The organism is Deinococcus sp. Arct2-2 (assembly GCF_004801315.1).
Classification (GTDB): Bacteria; Deinococcota; Deinococci; order Deinococcales; family Deinococcaceae; genus Deinococcus.
Map to the genome: position 1 here is coordinate 1 of NZ_SSNW01000020.1, position 15,857 is coordinate 15,857.

General features: G+C 63.2%; 11 protein-coding genes and 1 tRNA gene. 4 read left to right on the forward strand and 8 right to left on the reverse strand.

What is annotated here, in order from left to right; all coding sequences use genetic code 11:
• Window positions 1–137 precede the first annotated feature (137 nt).
• Entirely contained in the window at window positions 138–377 is a 240-nt protein-coding gene (locus tag E7T06_RS10225; protein WP_136365701.1) for a hypothetical protein, read from the reverse strand.
• Between the two features lie 138 nt (window positions 378–515).
• Between E7T06_RS10225 and E7T06_RS10230 the strand changes: the two genes are divergently transcribed.
• A complete protein-coding gene (locus E7T06_RS10230; RefSeq protein ID WP_136365702.1) occupies window positions 516–2,717 on the forward strand; it encodes an ATP-binding domain-containing protein in 2,202 nt (733 codons plus the stop codon).
• A gap of 113 nt (window positions 2,718–2,830) precedes the next feature.
• Here E7T06_RS10230 and E7T06_RS10235 read toward each other — a convergent pair whose 3' ends face one another.
• Together E7T06_RS10235 and moaA are read right to left on the reverse strand one after the other, a co-directional pair.
• A complete protein-coding gene (locus tag E7T06_RS10235) occupies window positions 2,831–3,523 on the reverse strand; it encodes a GntR family transcriptional regulator (RefSeq protein WP_064015384.1) in 693 nt (230 codons plus the stop codon).
• Window positions 3,524–3,695: 172 nt separating this feature from the next.
• Window positions 3,696–4,724: a GTP 3',8-cyclase MoaA gene (gene moaA, locus E7T06_RS10240; RefSeq protein ID WP_136365703.1), complete on the reverse strand. Its 1,029-nt coding sequence runs from the start codon at window positions 4,722–4,724 to the stop codon at window positions 3,696–3,698.
• A 162-nt stretch (window positions 4,725–4,886) separates the two neighbouring features.
• On the opposite strand from moaA, the gene acs reads away from it, so the two are divergent.
• The gene (gene acs / locus E7T06_RS10245; protein ID WP_136365704.1) at window positions 4,887–6,824 is read left to right on the forward strand and encodes an acetate--CoA ligase; all 1,938 of its coding nucleotides are present in this window, start codon (window positions 4,887–4,889) and stop codon (window positions 6,822–6,824) included.
• Between the two features lie 162 nt (window positions 6,825–6,986).
• Here acs and E7T06_RS10250 read toward each other — a convergent pair whose 3' ends face one another.
• The gene (locus E7T06_RS10250) at window positions 6,987–8,132 is read right to left on the reverse strand and encodes an aminotransferase class I/II-fold pyridoxal phosphate-dependent enzyme (RefSeq protein WP_136365705.1); all 1,146 of its coding nucleotides are present in this window, start codon (window positions 8,130–8,132) and stop codon (window positions 6,987–6,989) included.
• Between the two features lie 360 nt (window positions 8,133–8,492).
• Here E7T06_RS10250 and nagA point away from each other — a divergent pair, with 360 nt between their 5' ends.
• Entirely contained in the window at window positions 8,493–9,644 is a 1,152-nt protein-coding gene (gene nagA / locus E7T06_RS10255; protein WP_136365706.1) for an N-acetylglucosamine-6-phosphate deacetylase, read from the forward strand.
• Window positions 9,641–10,675 (forward strand): SIS domain-containing protein, encoded by a 1,035-nt coding sequence (locus tag E7T06_RS10260; protein ID WP_136365707.1) that lies wholly within the window; start codon window positions 9,641–9,643, stop codon window positions 10,673–10,675. Before nagA ends, E7T06_RS10260 begins: the two co-directional genes overlap by 4 nt.
• 129 nt (window positions 10,676–10,804) lie before the next feature.
• On the opposite strand, the gene E7T06_RS10265 is transcribed toward E7T06_RS10260, so the two are convergent.
• The 4 genes from E7T06_RS10265 to E7T06_RS10280 form a co-directional block, all read right to left on the reverse strand.
• A tRNA-Asn gene (locus tag E7T06_RS10265) sits at window positions 10,805–10,879 on the reverse strand.
• 157 nt (window positions 10,880–11,036) lie between these two features.
• Window positions 11,037–11,564, reverse strand: coding sequence for a YqgE/AlgH family protein (locus E7T06_RS10270; RefSeq protein ID WP_136365708.1), 528 nt, complete (start codon window positions 11,562–11,564; stop codon window positions 11,037–11,039).
• Between the two features lie 84 nt (window positions 11,565–11,648).
• The gene (gene lon / locus E7T06_RS10275) at window positions 11,649–14,105 is read right to left on the reverse strand and encodes an endopeptidase La (protein WP_136365709.1); all 2,457 of its coding nucleotides are present in this window, start codon (window positions 14,103–14,105) and stop codon (window positions 11,649–11,651) included.
• Window positions 14,106–14,687: 582 nt separating this feature from the next.
• Window positions 14,688–15,830 (reverse strand): acyl-CoA dehydrogenase family protein, encoded by a 1,143-nt coding sequence (locus tag E7T06_RS10280; protein WP_136365710.1) that lies wholly within the window; start codon window positions 15,828–15,830, stop codon window positions 14,688–14,690.
• Window positions 15,831–15,857 lie beyond the last annotated feature (27 nt).

The window sequence follows — 15,857 nt, forward strand, 5'->3', positions numbered from 1 at the left end:
GAGCACTACCTTGCCAAGGTAGATGTCGCGCGTTCGAATCGCGTCTCCCGCTCCACAGATCTTGCCCCCCTCAGTAACGAGGGGGGCGCTTCCTTGTGCTTCAAATTCAAGGTTGCCCTATAGGCCGATCTTTGTTACTACGCCGCGCCCGCAAAGGCCAGTTGCCGTTCCAGATCACCCAAGGTCTGTTCGTAAAGGCACTGGGTAATGTTGGGCACTACCGCTAAAAAATTAGCGGCCTCTTCCAAGCTTTGATGATTGCTCTGGTGATGCCAGCCTTTGCCCTCAGCCCTGAGTTGTACTCGGTCATAGAACAGCAAAAAGCGCACGCGGCCCTCTGGGGTACGGGTATCACTGAAATGGCGGGTGACGTTCATGTGGATAGCCTAGTACCTGTTGAGGCGGGATGCATCCGCCAAAGGATGGACTCGGGGACAAGGGGTCAGAACTGAACCACCCCGCCGTATTTTGTCTGCGCCGTATCTCTAAAGCTCTCGATGGCTTATTCTGTACGGATGCCTGTTGCACAGCCCACGTCCCCACGCACGACTCCATCAGAGAATGCAGCTTCACATCCAGAATTTGCCCACGAAGAAGGACGATTGGCCGGAACAGTGGCCGCTATGTTGCACCAGATTAACGTGTGGGAAGACCGTGACCGCAATGTAGGGGCCGATCTGGAAACCAGCGTCACGATGGCCGATACCGCCGAGGAACACGCGGCCATGCTGAGCGTCCATCTGTCTCAGCCTTATTTCGGCAGCTTGCGTGTGCGGGTGGGCGGGCGCGAGCAAACTCTGTACGTGGGCAAGCACGCCTTCCTAGATGTGAAAGGCGGGGCCAAAGAAGGCCATAACGTGGTGTCTTGGGACTCGGAGGTAGGCAGCTTGTTTTACACCCAATCGCTGAACTGGACGCCCCGGCGCGGCGGCCTAGGCACAATCCGGCGGCGGCGACAACTGGACGTGGCCGCCAAACAACTGTTGCGCGTGACCGACCTGTACGACGACGAGGCGGGCGGCGATACCGGGGGCCGCGAGGAAGTCCTGATTCGCCGCCTTCAGGAGCAGAGTACGGCGGGGATGCGGGATGTGGTGGAAACGTTGCAGCCTGAACAAAACGAGGCGATGCGGGCACCAGCGGGCACGCCGATTATCATTCAGGGTGCGGCTGGGTCGGGCAAAACCACCATCGGCTTTCACCGACTCGCGTGGATGATGAACGCTGAACGCCGCGAACACCGTGCCCGCCCTGAAGCCTGCATGGTGCTGATGCCCAACAAGGTACTTGCCGCCTATGCTGCCCGCGTCTTGCCCGATCTGGGCATTCCCGCCGTACCTGTGACTACGCCCGAAGCATGGGCGGTGGGCCTGCTGGGGCTGGAAAAACTGGAAGTCACTGACCGCACGCTGACCCTGCTCCTGACCGATCACGACAACGCACGGCGGGCGCTGGCTTGGCGGCGGGCCAAATTGTTGGGAGACGCCCGCATGCTGGACGTGGTGCGGGCGCACATTCAGGCCAAATTCCTCACCGCGTTGCAGGGCCAGCGCCTTCAGGAGCAGATTGAAGTGCCGGGCCGCGACGCCCTGACTTTTTCGCAAACCGAGCAGGAATTGCACGCCCTACTGCTGGACGTATTCGCCGCCGATCCGCTCTCCGGTTACCGGGCCGCCTTTCGCGCCGCACTGGAAGCCGAGGCTCTGGCACGGTTGAATGTGTCGGAGACTCAGGCGGTGGGCGTACTGCGCCAGTTGTCGGTGCCGCTGACGAGTTTGCTGGGGCGGGTTTTCGCTTCCACTACCCCCGTGACCGAGGCCCGCCGCTTGCTGGGCAGTGCCGAAGCGCTGGGTGTGAGTGGCCTGCTGAACGAGCGCGAAATCCGCCTGCTGCTGGCCGATCCCCTCCAGAGCATTCCCAACCCGCGCCGCGCCCATGCCGACGTGACCGAGCTGCCCGTGATGCTGGCGGTGCAGGCCCTCACAGGCGGCATCGGGCGGCAGGTAGGGCGCACACTGGAACCCTTCGATCATGTGGTGCTGGACGAAGCACAGGATTATTCGCCGCTGCTGTACGCGCTGCTGGCCCGCGCCACGCGTGAGGGTCACCTGACCGCGCTGGGTGACCTGAATCAGGGGATGCACGGCTACAAGGGGCCGAGCAGTTGGGAAGCGGTGCTGGCCGTGTTGCCCGCTGCGGCAGGGGGGGCGCGAGTGCTGACCCTCTCGCGCACCTATCGTTCTACGCGCCAGATTACCGAACTGGGCGCACGCATCGCCTCTACATACAACCGCGCCGCCGACGTGGTGGGCGTAGACCGCGATGGGGCCGAGGTGCAGCGGTATTCGGGCGGTATAGAAGCGGCCCTGATCGCCCGCGCCGTGAAAGACGCACAGGCCGCCGGACATGAAAACGTGGCCATCGTGACCCGCCGCGCCGCCGACGCCGACCGCCTCAGCACGGAGTTACATGACCACGACACCGACGCCCAGCCGATTACGACGCAGGAACACCGCTACCGGGGCGGTGTGGTTATCCTGCCCGTCAACCTCGCCAAAGGGCTGGAGTTCAGCGCCGCAATTGTGGCCAATGCCGACGCCGATACCTACGACGAATCTACGGAATACGAACGGCGATTGCTGTACGTGAGCGCCAGCCGCGCCCTGCACTGGTTGGGCGTGGTGAGCGCGGGGGAGTTGCATCCATTGGTGGGGTAGGGGAGAAGTCTAAGGGTCTAGAGTCGAAGGGTCTAAGAAAGGCCACTCAACGACGATAGCGGGAGCCTCAGCCTAGGCCGAAGCTCCCACAACCCTACGTGCGACAACCGTTTTTACGGCTCGAAGCTGTCTTGGAAGGCGTAGCGGTCTCCGCGTACCCAATAATTCACATACGACACACGTTTGGGGCCGCTGTAAGTGGTACGGCGCAGCAGGAAAGCTGCCGTGCCCAGCGAGACCCGCAACAGATCGGCTTCTTCTTGGCGCAGGTTCACGGCTTCCAGATTCTGTTCGACGCGGGCCAGCGGGACGCCCATGCTGACCATCGTTTCGTGGATGCTTTCGGCGCTGAGGTTATGTTCGAGGAGCTTGGGCACGATGGCGGCGTTGATATACCGCTTTTCGATGACCAGCGCCTCATCGCCCGCCGTGCGGAGACGGTGAACGAAAATAACTGGGTCACCCGGCTGGATTTGCAGCACGATGGCGATTTCGGGCGTGGCCTCGATCTGCATGGCCCGCAGCACCGTCGTGCGGTGATCGGGGTGGCGTGCCCACTCCTTGAAAGGGCGGATACGGAACATGCCCTGCCGGAAGCGTTTTCCGGTAGGAAAGGTGCCTGCGCCCTGCACGCGGTAGACGTACCCTTCGCGCTCAAGTTCGTCGATGGCGCGGCGGGCGGTCATCCGCGAGACTTCAAACTCGCGGGCAAGTTGCGGTTCGCTGGGGAGCGGTAGCCCTTCTGGGTAGTGGCCCCCGAGGAGGCGGTCTTTCAGTGTGCTTTTGATGAGCGGGTACTTCGCCATGCATCCCCTTCAGGCTCACACCTCAACGTTTCTCTGTTGAGCCTCTGGTCGCCTATCTTAGAGTTTGTGTCAGGAGTACACAAGGTTGTCTGACTTGTGACTGGTATGGTAACAAAAATAAGAGCCAACTTCAGGATACATGAAAGTTGGGTTTTTTACGCTTCAGCTTGGGCTAGCCGCCAATATGCGACATTTCGACCTTCTGGCGCGTCGTGATCTCTCCGCGTTCCTCGCTGTAGCGGTCTTGCCTGACCTGCCAAACACGGGCAATCTGCGCCCGCACTTCTTCATCCGAGGCTCCGGCCCGGAGCGGCGCACGCAGGTCGGTTCCGCTTCCCGCAAACAGGCAGGTGTACAGGATGCCCACCGCCGAGAGCCGCGCCCGCGAGCAGTCTCCGCAAAAGGGGGCTGTGACTGAGGAAATCAGGCCGACCTCGTGGCCCTGTGCGCCCTGATGCCTAGCGGCCACTTCGCCCCGGTAATTGGCCTGTGTGGGCGAAAATTCGCTGCCTAAGCCGTCTTCGCTCAGGCGGGCCAACACCTCGCGGGAAGGCACCACCGCCGCCATATTCCAGCCGTTGTGGTTGCCCACGTCCATAAATTCGATGAAGCGCACGACGGCTTTGTCGCGCAGGGCTAGCCAGAGTTGGCGCAGGCCCGCATCGTTCACGCCGCGCTGCACCACTGTGTTCACCTTCACGCCCAGTCCAGCTTGAAGGGCCGCTTCAATGCCGTCCAGCACGCGGTCAGGGTGCGTGCCCAGCCCATTCATGCGCCCAAAAATATCGGGGTCAAGGCTGTCTATGCTTACGGTCACCCGCTGTAATCCTGCCGCCTTCAGGGGAACCGCCAAGCGGGGCAGCAACAGGCCGTTGGTGGTCAGCGCGATGTCCTGCACGCCGTCCATGCGAGCGAGGCGGGCCACCAGTTCCGGCAAATCGCGCCTCAGCAGTGGCTCACCGCCAGTCAGCCGCAGTTTTTGCACGCCTAACGCCACAAATGCCGCCGCCAACCGCTCTATTTCCTCGAAGGTCAGCAGTTCGGTGCGCGGCAAAAAGGCGTAGCCCGGCCCGAACACCTCAGCGGGCATGCAGTAAGTGCAGCGCAGGTTGCAGCGGTCTGTCACGCTGATTCGCAGGTCACGCAGAGGCCGCCCGAAAGCATCGGCCAGAGAGGAAGGGGGCAGCGAAGGCGGGCGCATTCCCCCCAAGATACGCGCCGCAGAGAAAGGGCAGCGGGGGGCAAGCGGCAATTGGGGCGCTGTATCTGTTTGCCGCCTCGCCACTTTTGGGCGTTAGACTCCAGCCAACCACAATCCATCTCGTCGCCATTGCCCCCTTTCTTCTTCCGTGGAGACCCTCTGATGACCGACCAAATCGACAATGTATTGCATGAAACCCGCGTGTTCGCCCCCAGCGCCGAATTTGCGGCCAGTGCCAGCCTGACTGCCGCCGAATACCAGACCCGCTACGAGCGCAGCCTGCAAGACCCAGACGGTTTTTGGGGTGAAGTGGCAGGCGACCTGACGTGGATGAAGCCTTGGGAACGTGTGCTGGACTGGCAGGAGCCGCACGCGCAGTGGTTCGTGGGCGGTCAGACCAACATTGCTTTTAATGCCCTTGACCGTCATGTGGCGCAGGGCTTGGGCGGCAAGCGGGCGCTGATTTGGGAAGGGGAAGACGGCGAGCTACGAACCCTCACTTACAGCGAACTCTTGGCCGAGGTGAAGCGGGCCGCCAACGCCCTGACCGCGCTGGGCGTGGTGGCCGGAGACCGCGTGACGCTGTATCTGCCCCTGATTCCCGAAGCGGCGATAGCGATGCTGGCCTGCGCCCGAATCGGCGCGGTACATTCGGTGGTGTTTGGGGGCTTCAGCGTGGGCGCACTGTCTGACCGGATTAACGACGCCCAGAGCAAGCTGCTGATTACTGCCGATGCTGGCTACAGGCGCGGCCAACCTGTGAACCTGAAGGCCAACGCCGACGAAGCCGCCGCCCGCACGCTCACGCTGGAGCATGTGCTGGTAGTGCGCCGCGCCGGAACGCCCGTGAATATGCAGGAGGGGCGTGACCTGTGGTGGCATGAAGCCCTAGCCGAAGCCGATGCCGAACACGTGGCCGCCGCACTAGACGCCGAACACCCCTTATTCGTGCTGTATACGTCGGGCAGTACGGGCAAGCCCAAAGGCGTGCTGCACACGACGGGCGGCTATATGGTGGGCACGTACCTGACCACCAAAACGGTGTTTGACCTCAAACCCGACGACGTGTTCTGGTGTACCGCCGACATCGGCTGGGTTACGGGCCACAGCTACACCGTGTACGGCCCGCTGCTGAACGGAGCCACCGTGCTGATGTACGAGGGCGCACCCAACCACCCCGATTGGGGGCGGTTCTGGCAGATCATTCAGAAGCACGGCGTGACGATTCTGTACACCGCGCCGACTGCCATTCGCGCTTTTATGCGGCAGGGCGACGCGATTCCGGCGGGCTATGACCTCAGCAGCCTGCGCCTGTTGGGATCGGTGGGCGAGCCGATCAACCCCGAAGCGTGGATGTGGTACCGCCGCGTGATCGGGGGAGACCGTTGCCCGGTCATCGATACGTGGTGGCAAACCGAAACCGGAGCCATCATGCTGACCACGTTGCCGGGGGCGCATCCGGCCAAACCGGGCACGGCGGGCCTGCCCATGTACGGCGTAGAGGCGGCCATCGTGAACCGCGAAGGCGAGGAACTTGGCCCCGACGAGGGTGGCCTGTTGGTCATCCGCAGACCTTGGCCGTCTATGCTGCGTACCGTGTACGGCGACGACGAACGCTACCGCAAAGCCTACTGGGGCGAAATTCCGCATGTGTACTTTGCCGGAGACGGCGCACGCAAAGACGCCGACGGATACATCACCGTGATGGGCCGCGTGGACGACGTGCTGAGCGTGTCAGGCCACCGACTGGGCACGATGGAAATAGAAAGCGCACTGGTGGCCCATCCCAGCGTGGCTGAGGCGGCGGTGGTGGGCAAACCCGATGACCTGAAGGGAGAATGCGTGGTGGCCTTCGTGCTGCCGCAAGCGGGCCAAACCGTAGACCCGGTGGCCCTGCGTGCCCATGTGGTGTCTCAAATCGGCGCACTGGCCCGCCCTGACGCCATCTACATTGCCGACGCCCTGCCCAAAACCCGCAGCGGCAAGATCATGCGGCGGTTTTTGCGCCAAATCGCAGCGGGCCGCAAGATTGAGGGCGACACGAGCACGCTGGAAGATCCGGGCGTGCTGGAACGGCTGGCGGCGACGGCGGTGGTGTAGGGCAGGTCATTTGGAAAAGATCAAAGACGCCCCCCCAGTCTGCTCCGCAGCCAGCCCCCCTTAGAGGGGAGCGCAACATCTTTAGTCCTCCCCTCTCCTGCGGAGCTTTGCAAGTCTAAGGGGGGGCGCTGCGGGAGCAACGGGGGGGTTCACCTTCCAACCCTAAACTACCGCCCGCAGCCTCCCCGCCGCCTCCACCAACACCCCCGGCGGCTGCACCAGTGCAAAGCGCACGAATCCTTCTCCGCCCGGCCCGAAGGCTCGCCCCGGACTGAGGGCCACGCCTGTCGTTTCGGCCACGCGCACGGCGTAGGCTACGCTGTCGGTGAGGCCGGGTACCCGCGCCCAGAGGTACATGCTGGCCTGCGGTGTCTGAATTTCCCAACCCATTTCACGTAAGGCGGGCAAGAGGGCGTCGCGGCGTTCCTGAAAGACTCTGGCTCCCTCGCGGCCCAAGCTATCGGGCAGGCCTAGTGCCACCGTTGCCGCCCGTTGAATGCCCAGATACGGGTGGAAATCTACCGCACCCTTCACTCGGCCTAGCGCGGCAATAGCCCCAGCATCGCCCGCCGCGAAGGCTACCCGGAAGCCGCCCATATGGTGCGTTTTGCTCAGCGAATGCAGCTCTACGATTCCTTCTAAGCCCGCTTGAAGCGCACTCGGCGCTTGGTAGTCGCCAAAGGTGAGTTCGGCATAGGGGTGATCGTGAATCAGGAGTGTGCCCCGTGTCCGGCACCATGCGGCAGCCTCGGCAAAAAAGGCCGTATCTGCCACCGCCGACGTCGGGTTGTTGGGGTAATTCAGCAGCAATACGCGGGGGCGCAGTTCGGCGGGCAAGGCGTCTAAATCTGGCAAAAAACCGCGCCCCGGTAGCAGCGGCAGTGGAATTACATTCAGCCCCGCCACGGCTGCCGCGCCCAGATACGGCGGGTAGCAGGGGTCAGGCAGCAGCAGCGTCTCGCCGGGGTCAGTGACGGCCAGCAGCAGGTGCGCCAGCCCTTCCTGAGCGCCGATCAGGGGCAAGACTTCGCGCTCGGCGTCTATCTGCACGCCAAATCGCCGCCCCAAGTACGCCGCTGCCGCTTCCCGCAGAGGCCGCGTATCCGAAAACAGGGGGTAGCGGTAAGAACTGGGGTCGTGCGTGGCGTCCCGCAGGGCATCCAGCGCCTGCACCGGGGGGGCAAGGTCGCTGGAGCCGATGCTCAGGTCAATCACTTTCAGACCCACCGCCCGCGCCCGCCCAAGCGCCGCGTCCATCAAAGAAAATACGCTGGTCGGCACGCCCTGTGCCCGCTGAGAAGCCCACATAGACGCAGGGTAGAGCATTTGGCTAGGTGTGTTTTGGTGGGGGCGGAAAGGCGTCTAAGGAACGGCAATCGCTGGCGCTCACTCACCCCCTCCCAGCCTCCCCCCTCAAGGGTGAGGAGCTAAGCCCTCGTCCCTTGAGGGACTCGTAGAGCTGCGGAGCAGAGAGGGGCGCTGAGCAGCAGCGCGGTGAGGGGGCCACCAAGAGAACGCGCCCGTCCCAACACCCGAGACTCTTAGACTATCCCCACGCTGAAAATAATTTACCATTTCCTCCCACATTGACAGAAATTATTTTCAGGCAGTACGCTGAGGCCAAAGCTTCTGCTGTTCCCCGTCCTCCATCCAGCCTAAGGAGCGCCCATGACTGCCCGTTCCACTCACACCCTACGCGGCCACATCCTGCACCCAGACGGCGAATTCAGGCCCGGTAGCCTCAGCTTCGGCCTGCAGATTTCGGGGCTGACCACTGAAGCTGCCCCTGCTGACCTGTATATCTTGCCCGGATTTATAGACACCCACATTCACGGCGGTGCGGGTGGCGACACGATGGACGGCCCCGCTGGAATACAGAAATTGGCCCGCTTGCACGCACAGCACGGCACCACCACGCTGCTGCCCACCACCATCACCCACCGTTGGCCCGAAGTCTTGGCTGCCTTACGCGGCGTGCGCGAGGTCATGGATGCGGGCGGCGTGGTAGGCGGCGCAGACATTGTGGGGGCGCACCTCGAAGGCCCGTTTATCAGTCCGGGGCGGCTGGGGGCGCAACCGCCGCACGCCGTCTTGCCTCAGCCTGATCTGACTGCCGAACTACTGGCCCTAGACGTGATCCGCGCCGTCACACTGGCCCCCGAACTGCCCGGAGCGTTGGAACTGGCCCGCGCTTTGGCTGGCCGGGGCGTCCGCATCGGCATAGGGCACACCCGCGCCGACGCCGACACCGTTTCTGCCTTTCTGCACACGCTGCACGAGTTGGGCGCACGCACCTGTGCCACGCACCTGTACAACGCGATGGGCGGGATAGAAGGCCGCACACCCGGCGCGGCGGGGGCGCTGCTGGCCGATCCGCACGCCTTCCTAGAAGTCATTCTGGACAGCGTGCATGTGCATCCCACCGCCTTCCTGCTGGCCCACGCCGCTGCACCGGGCCGAGTCCTGCTGATTACCGATGCGATGCGGGCCGCTGGTTTGGGCGACGGCCCCAGTGAATTGGGCGGCCAACCTGTGACGGTTCAAGGCGGCAAAGCCACGCTTGCAGACGGCACGATTGCCGGAAGTGTCCTGACGCTGGACGTGGCCCTTAGAAACGCGGTACGGCTGGGCCTTCCTCTGCCCGAAGTGAGCCGCATGCTGAGCGCCGCGCCCGCCGCCTCACTGGGCTTGACCGACAGGGGAGAGTTGCGCGTGGGCCTGCGGGCCGACCTGACCGTGCTGGACGCCGATCTGAACGTGAAGGCCGTGTACGTGGGCGGCCAAGCCATTCCTCTTCAACCCACTGAGGCCCACGCATGACTCCCCCAACCAATCCCCTGATGCTGCAAGAAGCCCGCCAAGCGCCCGCCGTGATTGCCCGCCAACTGGCCGAAAACGCCGAAGCCGCCGCACGGTTGGCCGAAGCTTTGCGTCACCGCCGCCCGCCGTATGCCGTCACGGTGGCGCGGGGCAGCAGTGACCATGCCTGCACCTTTCTGAAATACGCGCTGGAAACGCAATTGGCGCTGCCGGTGGCGAGCCTTGGCCCCAGCGTGCATACCCTCTACGGCACGCGGCTGGATTTGCGCGGCGCGTTGGTCATCGCGGTGTCTCAGAGTGGGGCCAGCCCAGATGTCGTAGAAAATGTGCGGATGGCGCGGGAGGGCGGGGCGCTGACGGTGGCCCTCGTGAACGTGGAAGACAGCGATCTGGCCGGGGCCGCCGAATTCGTGCTGCCCCTGAAATGCGGTGAAGAGCGGGCGGTGGCGGCCACCAAAAGCTACCTCGCCAGCCTCACCGCCTTCTTGCCCGTGCTGGCCGCCCTCACCGAAGGCGACGCCCTGAACACCGCTCTGCACGCCCTTCCCGCCGCCCTGACGCGCACGCTGGAACTGGAGCCAGCCGCCAGTGAATTGGCCGAACGCTACCGCTTTGCCGACAACTTGCTGGTGCTGGCGCGGGGGCTGCATTTCGGCATCGCTCAGGAAGCCGCCCTGAAACTGAAAGAAACGTCGGGCATTCACGCCGAAGCCTACTCTGCCGCCGAATTCAGTCACGGCCCCAAGCGCCTGCTGGCCGAAGGTGTGCCGCTGCTGGGCTTCGCGCCCGCCGACGCCGCCGAGAGTGCGACGGCTGCCGCTTACGCCGATCTGTTGGCGGCAGGTGCAGACCTCCGAACCATCGGCCCAGCACTGGGCAGCACCCTGACCACCCCGCAGACGGGGCACGCCCTGACCGATCCTGTGGCGAGTGCGCTGGCATTTTACCTGTACGCCGCGCACTTGGCCCTGCACCGGGGCTTAAATCCAGACGCGCCGCCGCTGCTGAGCAAGGTAACGAAGACCCGCTGAAGACCGCTAGAGCCAGTTGTGACGTGTTGGCGACACTCTGTTCTCAGATGGTGTCGGGCACGCATTGGGCCAGAATTTAACAAAGCAGCCAACAGCAAAAACCCCCGCACGTGGCGGGGGAATTTATCTTGGCTCGGCAGGTAGGGATCGAACCTACGACCATCCGATTAACAGTCGGACGCTCTACCGCTGAGCTACTGCCGAACACCTGTGAACGTCGCTCAAAACAAATTCACAGCTTTGGCCGGAGCCGTGCGCCTTTTTCGGGCGCGAGAGGGATAGTAGCATGACCCCCGGAAGCACGCAAGTCCCCGCCCCGCCCTGATACGCCTTACCCCCAACAGAGGGTGAGCCGTTTCGCTTAGGCCTGCGCCCCGCCCGGCATGATCGTGCCCGGTGTCACGCCCAATTGGGCCAACGCCTCGGCCCAGCGGTCTTCGGCCTCTACCTTCCAGATCAGGTCTGGGTTGTCCTGTTCTACCCAGATCCACATGCCCACCCGTGCCTCTTCTGTCAGTTGGCCCGCGTCCCAGCCAGCGTAGCCCAGCACCAGCATGTACTCTTGCCCCGATTCCATCACGGCCCGCAGCACGTCCAAACTGCTGGTGACGAGCAGATCGGCGCTTAGCCGTACTTCTCCCTCTAGGTTCAGAGGTGTGCGGTACAGGCACCAACCCAGTGTGCGGTCTACGGGGCCGCCGCGCCACGCTGGGCCAGCTTGCCCCGGCATATCAGGCAACAGTTCCGACACCGACTGAGACATGGGCGCGTTGACGATGAGTCCCATTGCACCCTTCGTATCGTGTTCGAGCAGCAAGATCACCGCGCCCTCGAAGATGCCGCCGCGCAGGTGCGGGCTGGCCACCAAAAACGTGAGCGGAACAGACATTGCTGTACAGGATAACGGGCACGAGGGGCCAGCAAAACCCCCCGCCATCGCTAGCAGGGGGCAAAGATTAAGCTTGAGTAAGGCTTAGGCGCTGGCTCCAGCACCCCGGCGGCCCGTTTTGCGCTTGGGCGTTTCGGGGGCAGGCACGTTGCTCAGGCCTGCGCCGCGTTCCAGTGCCTTCAGGCCCCCCACGAGGGCCACGTCCAGCACTTCGTCTACGGTTTCGCAGGGGTGGAAGCGCATGCTGCTGCGGAGGTGCAGCGGAATGTCGCGCAGGTCGGGTTCGTTGGCCTTGGGCATGATGATGTGCTTGATTCCGGCGCGGCGTGCGCCCAGCACCTTCTCTTTCAGGCCGCCGATGGGCAGGTAGCGGCCCGTGAGGGTCATCTCGCCGGTCATAGCAACGTCGTGGCGGGCGGGAATGCCGGTCAGGGCGCTGATCAGGCTGGTGGCCATCGCCCCGCCCGCGCTGGGGCCTTCTTTGGGAATGGCTCCGGCGGGCACGTGCACGTGAATCTCGCTGTCGTCAATGCGCGACTTGTCGATGTGGAAGCGCTCGCTGTTGGTTTTGGCGTAGGTCAGGGCGGCGCGGGCCGACTCCTTCATCACGTCGCCCAACTGTCCGGTGAGGACTAGACCCTTGCCGGGCATCACGCTGGTTTCCACGAACAGGATGTCGCCGCCCACCGGGGTGTAAAACATGCCGGTGCTGACGCCTACCATGTCTTCGCGGTTCTCGGTTTCGGGCGTGTGGCGGGCTTGACCGAGGTAACGATCCAGTTCCTTGTCGGTCACTTTCACGCGCTTCACTTCGGCGGTAGCGATGCGGCGGGCTACCTTGCGGGCCACCGTGCCAATTTCGCGCTCTAGGTTCCGCACGCCTGCTTCACGGGTGTAATGGCTGATCAGGCGCTCTAGGGCCGCGTCGGTAAAGCTGATCTGGTTGGGCTTCAGGCCGTTCTGGGTCAACTGGCGGGGCATCAGGTAACGCTTGGCAATCTCCAACTTCTCCTGCTCGATGTAGCTGGAAAAGTCGATGACTTCCATTCTGTCCATCAGGGCGGCGGGAATCTGCTCGGGGTAGTTGGCCGTCGCAATGAACATGACTTCGCTGAGGTCGAAGGCTACGCCGAGGTAGTGGTCGGTAAAGTGCTGGTTTTGAGAAGGGTCGAGGACTTCCAGCAGCGCGCTGGAGGGGTCGCCCTGATAGCTGGTGCCCAACTTGTCCACTTCGTCCAGCAGGATCACGGGGTTCTTGGTGCCTGCCGTGCGGATGCCCTGAATCAGGCGTCCGGGCATCGCGCCGATGTAGGTGCGGCGGTGGCCCCGAATGTCGGACTCGTCGCGTGCGCCGCCCAGTGCGATCCGCACGTACTTGCGGCCCAGCGCCTTGGCGATGCTCTGTGCAATGCTGGTTTTACCCACGCCGGGAGGCCCGGTGAAGACCAGAATCGGCCCCTTGTTCACGTCTTCGGCGCTCAGTTCGCCGCGCTCTGCACGCTCTTTGCGCAGACGGCGCACGGCCAAGAATTCCAGCACGCGGTCTTTGACTTTTTCTAGGCCGTAGTGGTCGTCGTCCAAAATCTGGGCGGCTTCCGGCACGTCTAGACGGTCTTCGCTGCGGGTGTTCCACGGCAGTTCCGTGACCCATGTCAGGTAGGTACGGATCACGCTGGCTTCGGCGGCGTCGGGGTGCATCCGCGCGAGGCGGTTCACTTCGCGGTCAATTTCCTTCTTCACGTCGGGCTTCAGTTCCAGCGCCTCAATTTTGGTTCGGAAGACGTCGGCTTCGTCGCCCTCTTCGCCGTCCTCACCGCCCTGAAGCTCCTTCTGAATGACCTTCATCTGCTCGCGCAGGTAGTATTCGCGCTGGTTCTTGTCGATCTCTTCTTTCACCTGTGCGCGAATCCGGGCCTGCACCGCCTGAACTTCCTGCTCGGTGTCCAGCAGCGTCAGCAGCTTGCGAATGCGGGCCGTGGGGCTGGCGGCTTCCAGCAACGCCTGCTTGTCTTCCAGCTTAAAATCAAGGTTGAAGGCGATGTGGTCGGCCATCTCACCCGCTTCCTCTTTGCCCTGAATGGTCTGCACGCTCTCGGCGCTGACCTTGCCGTTGGCGGCAATGATGTCAAACTTTTCGCGCAACTCGCGGGCCAACGCCTGAAACTCCACCGGATCGGCGGCCACTTCGGGCATCAGTTCTATATCGGCCCGCAGGTACTCGTCGCGGGTGTAGTTCTTGGCGCGGGCGCGGGCCACTGCCGACACCAGCATTTGCACGGTGCCGTCGGGGTTCTTGCGTACACGCAACACGTTGCAGGCCGTACCCACGTCGTACAGGTCAGCGCCCTGAGGATCGTCTACGTCTTTGTCGCGCTGAGACACGATCAGGATGACTTTCTCGCCTGCCATGGCTGCCTCAATCGCGTTGATCGAGAGAGAACGGCTAGCATCAATGTGCTGCACCATCGTGGGGTAAATAACGCTGCCACGCACGGGGCAGACGGGAACATTGGCGGGCAGTTGGAGGATGTCGGTGGTCATGATTGCTCCTTTTGACCAGCAACAGGGCGCGTCCTAGGGGGCGGCTCTGCATTGAGAGGTGTGCATTGAGAGGGGGGCTTGGCGTCCGGTTTAATTCTTACCTGATACCAAGAAACTTGAGTGCAACTATATCAAGTTTGCGGAGATGGGGCAAGCGCCCCGCTGTCCACCGTGCCTTGATCACCCTTCGCCTTCGCCGTGTGGACCACGCAGTCTGTTCCACATCTCAACGCTACTCCGCATGCCCTGACACAACCCTTGCGCTGCCTGATGGGAGGTTTAGGAATGGTTAGGGCGGGAGAGGCTAAAGGTTGTGGGGCGGGTTCGTTCTCGCGTGGCCCCCTCACCCCGCTGCGGTGCAGCGCCCCTCTCCCACAAGGGGCGAGGGCAAATGATGTGGGCCTGAGTTTTTAGCTCCTCACCCTTGAGGGGGGAGGCTGGGACTCGCAGAGCTGCGCAGCAGAGGGGGTGAATGAGCAAAGCGATTGCCCTTCCACACTCCAAAATTCCACTCCCGATCCCACCAAAAGAGGGGTGAAGGCATTCTCGCCCCGCCCCTCCAGCCCTACTCCAGCTTCCCGCCTAAGCTAAAAGCGCCCGCGCAATAATCAGCTTCTGAATTTCGCTCGTTCCTTCGTAAATCCTGAGTAACCGCTGATCTCTGTAAAAACGTTCCACCGGGTAATCCTTCATGTAGCCCATGCCGCCCGCCACCTGCACGGCTTTGTCGGCCACCTGAGACAGCATTTCGGTGGCGTGGTACTTGGCAATGCTCGCCATGCGCCGCACGTCTTGGCCTTTATCTACCATCCACGCCACCTTTTGCCACAGCACCCGGCTGGTTTGCAGGGCGATGTCCATTTCGGCCAGCATAAATTGCACCGCCTGAAACTCTCCAATCGGCTGCCCGAATTGCTCGCGGGTTTTGGCGTGCTGCACACTTAAATCCAGCAGACGCTGCATGGCCCCAGTGCTGCGGGCCGCGATGCCCACCCGCCCAGCGGTCAGGATACCCAGCGCCTCGCGGTAGCCCAAATGCTCTGGCCCCAGCAGGTTGGCGGCGGGAATCTCGGCGTCTTCGAAGATCACCTCTGCCGACAGCGCCCCCTTCTGGCCCATTTTCTCGTCTATTTTGCCCACGCGCACGCCGGGGGTGGTCTGTGGTTCCACCAAAAAGGCGCTCATGCCTTTGGTGCCCTGTGCCGGGTCAGTAATGGCGATCACGGTCAGCAGACCCGCGATGGGCGCGTTGCTGATGTAGTGCTTGGTGCCGTTCAGCACGTACATGTCGCCGCGCCGCTCGGCCCGCGTGCGAATGTTGGCCGCGTCGCTGCCGCTCGTCGGCTCGGTGATGGCAAATCCGGCCACGCATTCGCCCGACGCCATACGCGGCAGAAACCGCTGTTTCTGCTCCTCGTTGCCCAGCCGCACGAGGCCACTGGTGCCGATAGAGGCGTGGGCGCTGATGACGCCGCCAAAGCCCATATGCCCCTGCCCCAGCGCCTCGTAGGCCGCGCACCGCCCCAGCATGCCTAGCCCCGCGCCGCCGTATTCTTCCGGAATACTCAGGCCAAACAGCCCCAGCGCCGCCGCCTGCGCCATCAGTTCGGGCGGCACGCGGTTGGTGTCCTCGATTTCGTGGGCGCGAGGTTCCACCACAGTCAGCATAAAGTCGCGAATGGTGTCCTGCACGTCGCGCAGGTCTTCCGGCAAATTGAAGTTCATGTGTAGCTACAGGGTACGGCAAAGCGG

Bases quoted from the DNA above. Each gene is read 5' to 3' on its own strand.
- E7T06_RS10225 (WP_136365701.1), bottom strand. From the start codon at position 377: ATGAACGTCACCCGCCATTTCAGTGATACCCGTACCCCAGAGGGCCGC.
- E7T06_RS10230 (WP_136365702.1), top strand. From the start codon at position 516: ATGCCTGTTGCACAGCCCACGTCCCCACGCACGACTCCATCAGAGAAT.
- E7T06_RS10235 (WP_064015384.1), bottom strand. From the start codon at position 3,523: ATGGCGAAGTACCCGCTCATCAAAAGCACACTGAAAGACCGCCTCCTC.
- moaA (WP_136365703.1), bottom strand. From the start codon at position 4,724: ATGCGCCCGCCTTCGCTGCCCCCTTCCTCTCTGGCCGATGCTTTCGGG.
- acs (WP_136365704.1), top strand. From the start codon at position 4,887: ATGACCGACCAAATCGACAATGTATTGCATGAAACCCGCGTGTTCGCC.
- E7T06_RS10250 (WP_136365705.1), bottom strand. From the start codon at position 8,132: ATGTGGGCTTCTCAGCGGGCACAGGGCGTGCCGACCAGCGTATTTTCT.
- nagA (WP_136365706.1), top strand. From the start codon at position 8,493: ATGACTGCCCGTTCCACTCACACCCTACGCGGCCACATCCTGCACCCA.
- E7T06_RS10260 (WP_136365707.1), top strand. From the start codon at position 9,641: ATGACTCCCCCAACCAATCCCCTGATGCTGCAAGAAGCCCGCCAAGCG.
- E7T06_RS10270 (WP_136365708.1), bottom strand. From the start codon at position 11,564: ATGTCTGTTCCGCTCACGTTTTTGGTGGCCAGCCCGCACCTGCGCGGC.
- lon (WP_136365709.1), bottom strand. From the start codon at position 14,105: ATGACCACCGACATCCTCCAACTGCCCGCCAATGTTCCCGTCTGCCCC.
- E7T06_RS10280 (WP_136365710.1), bottom strand. From the start codon at position 15,830: ATGAACTTCAATTTGCCGGAAGACCTGCGCGACGTGCAGGACACCATT.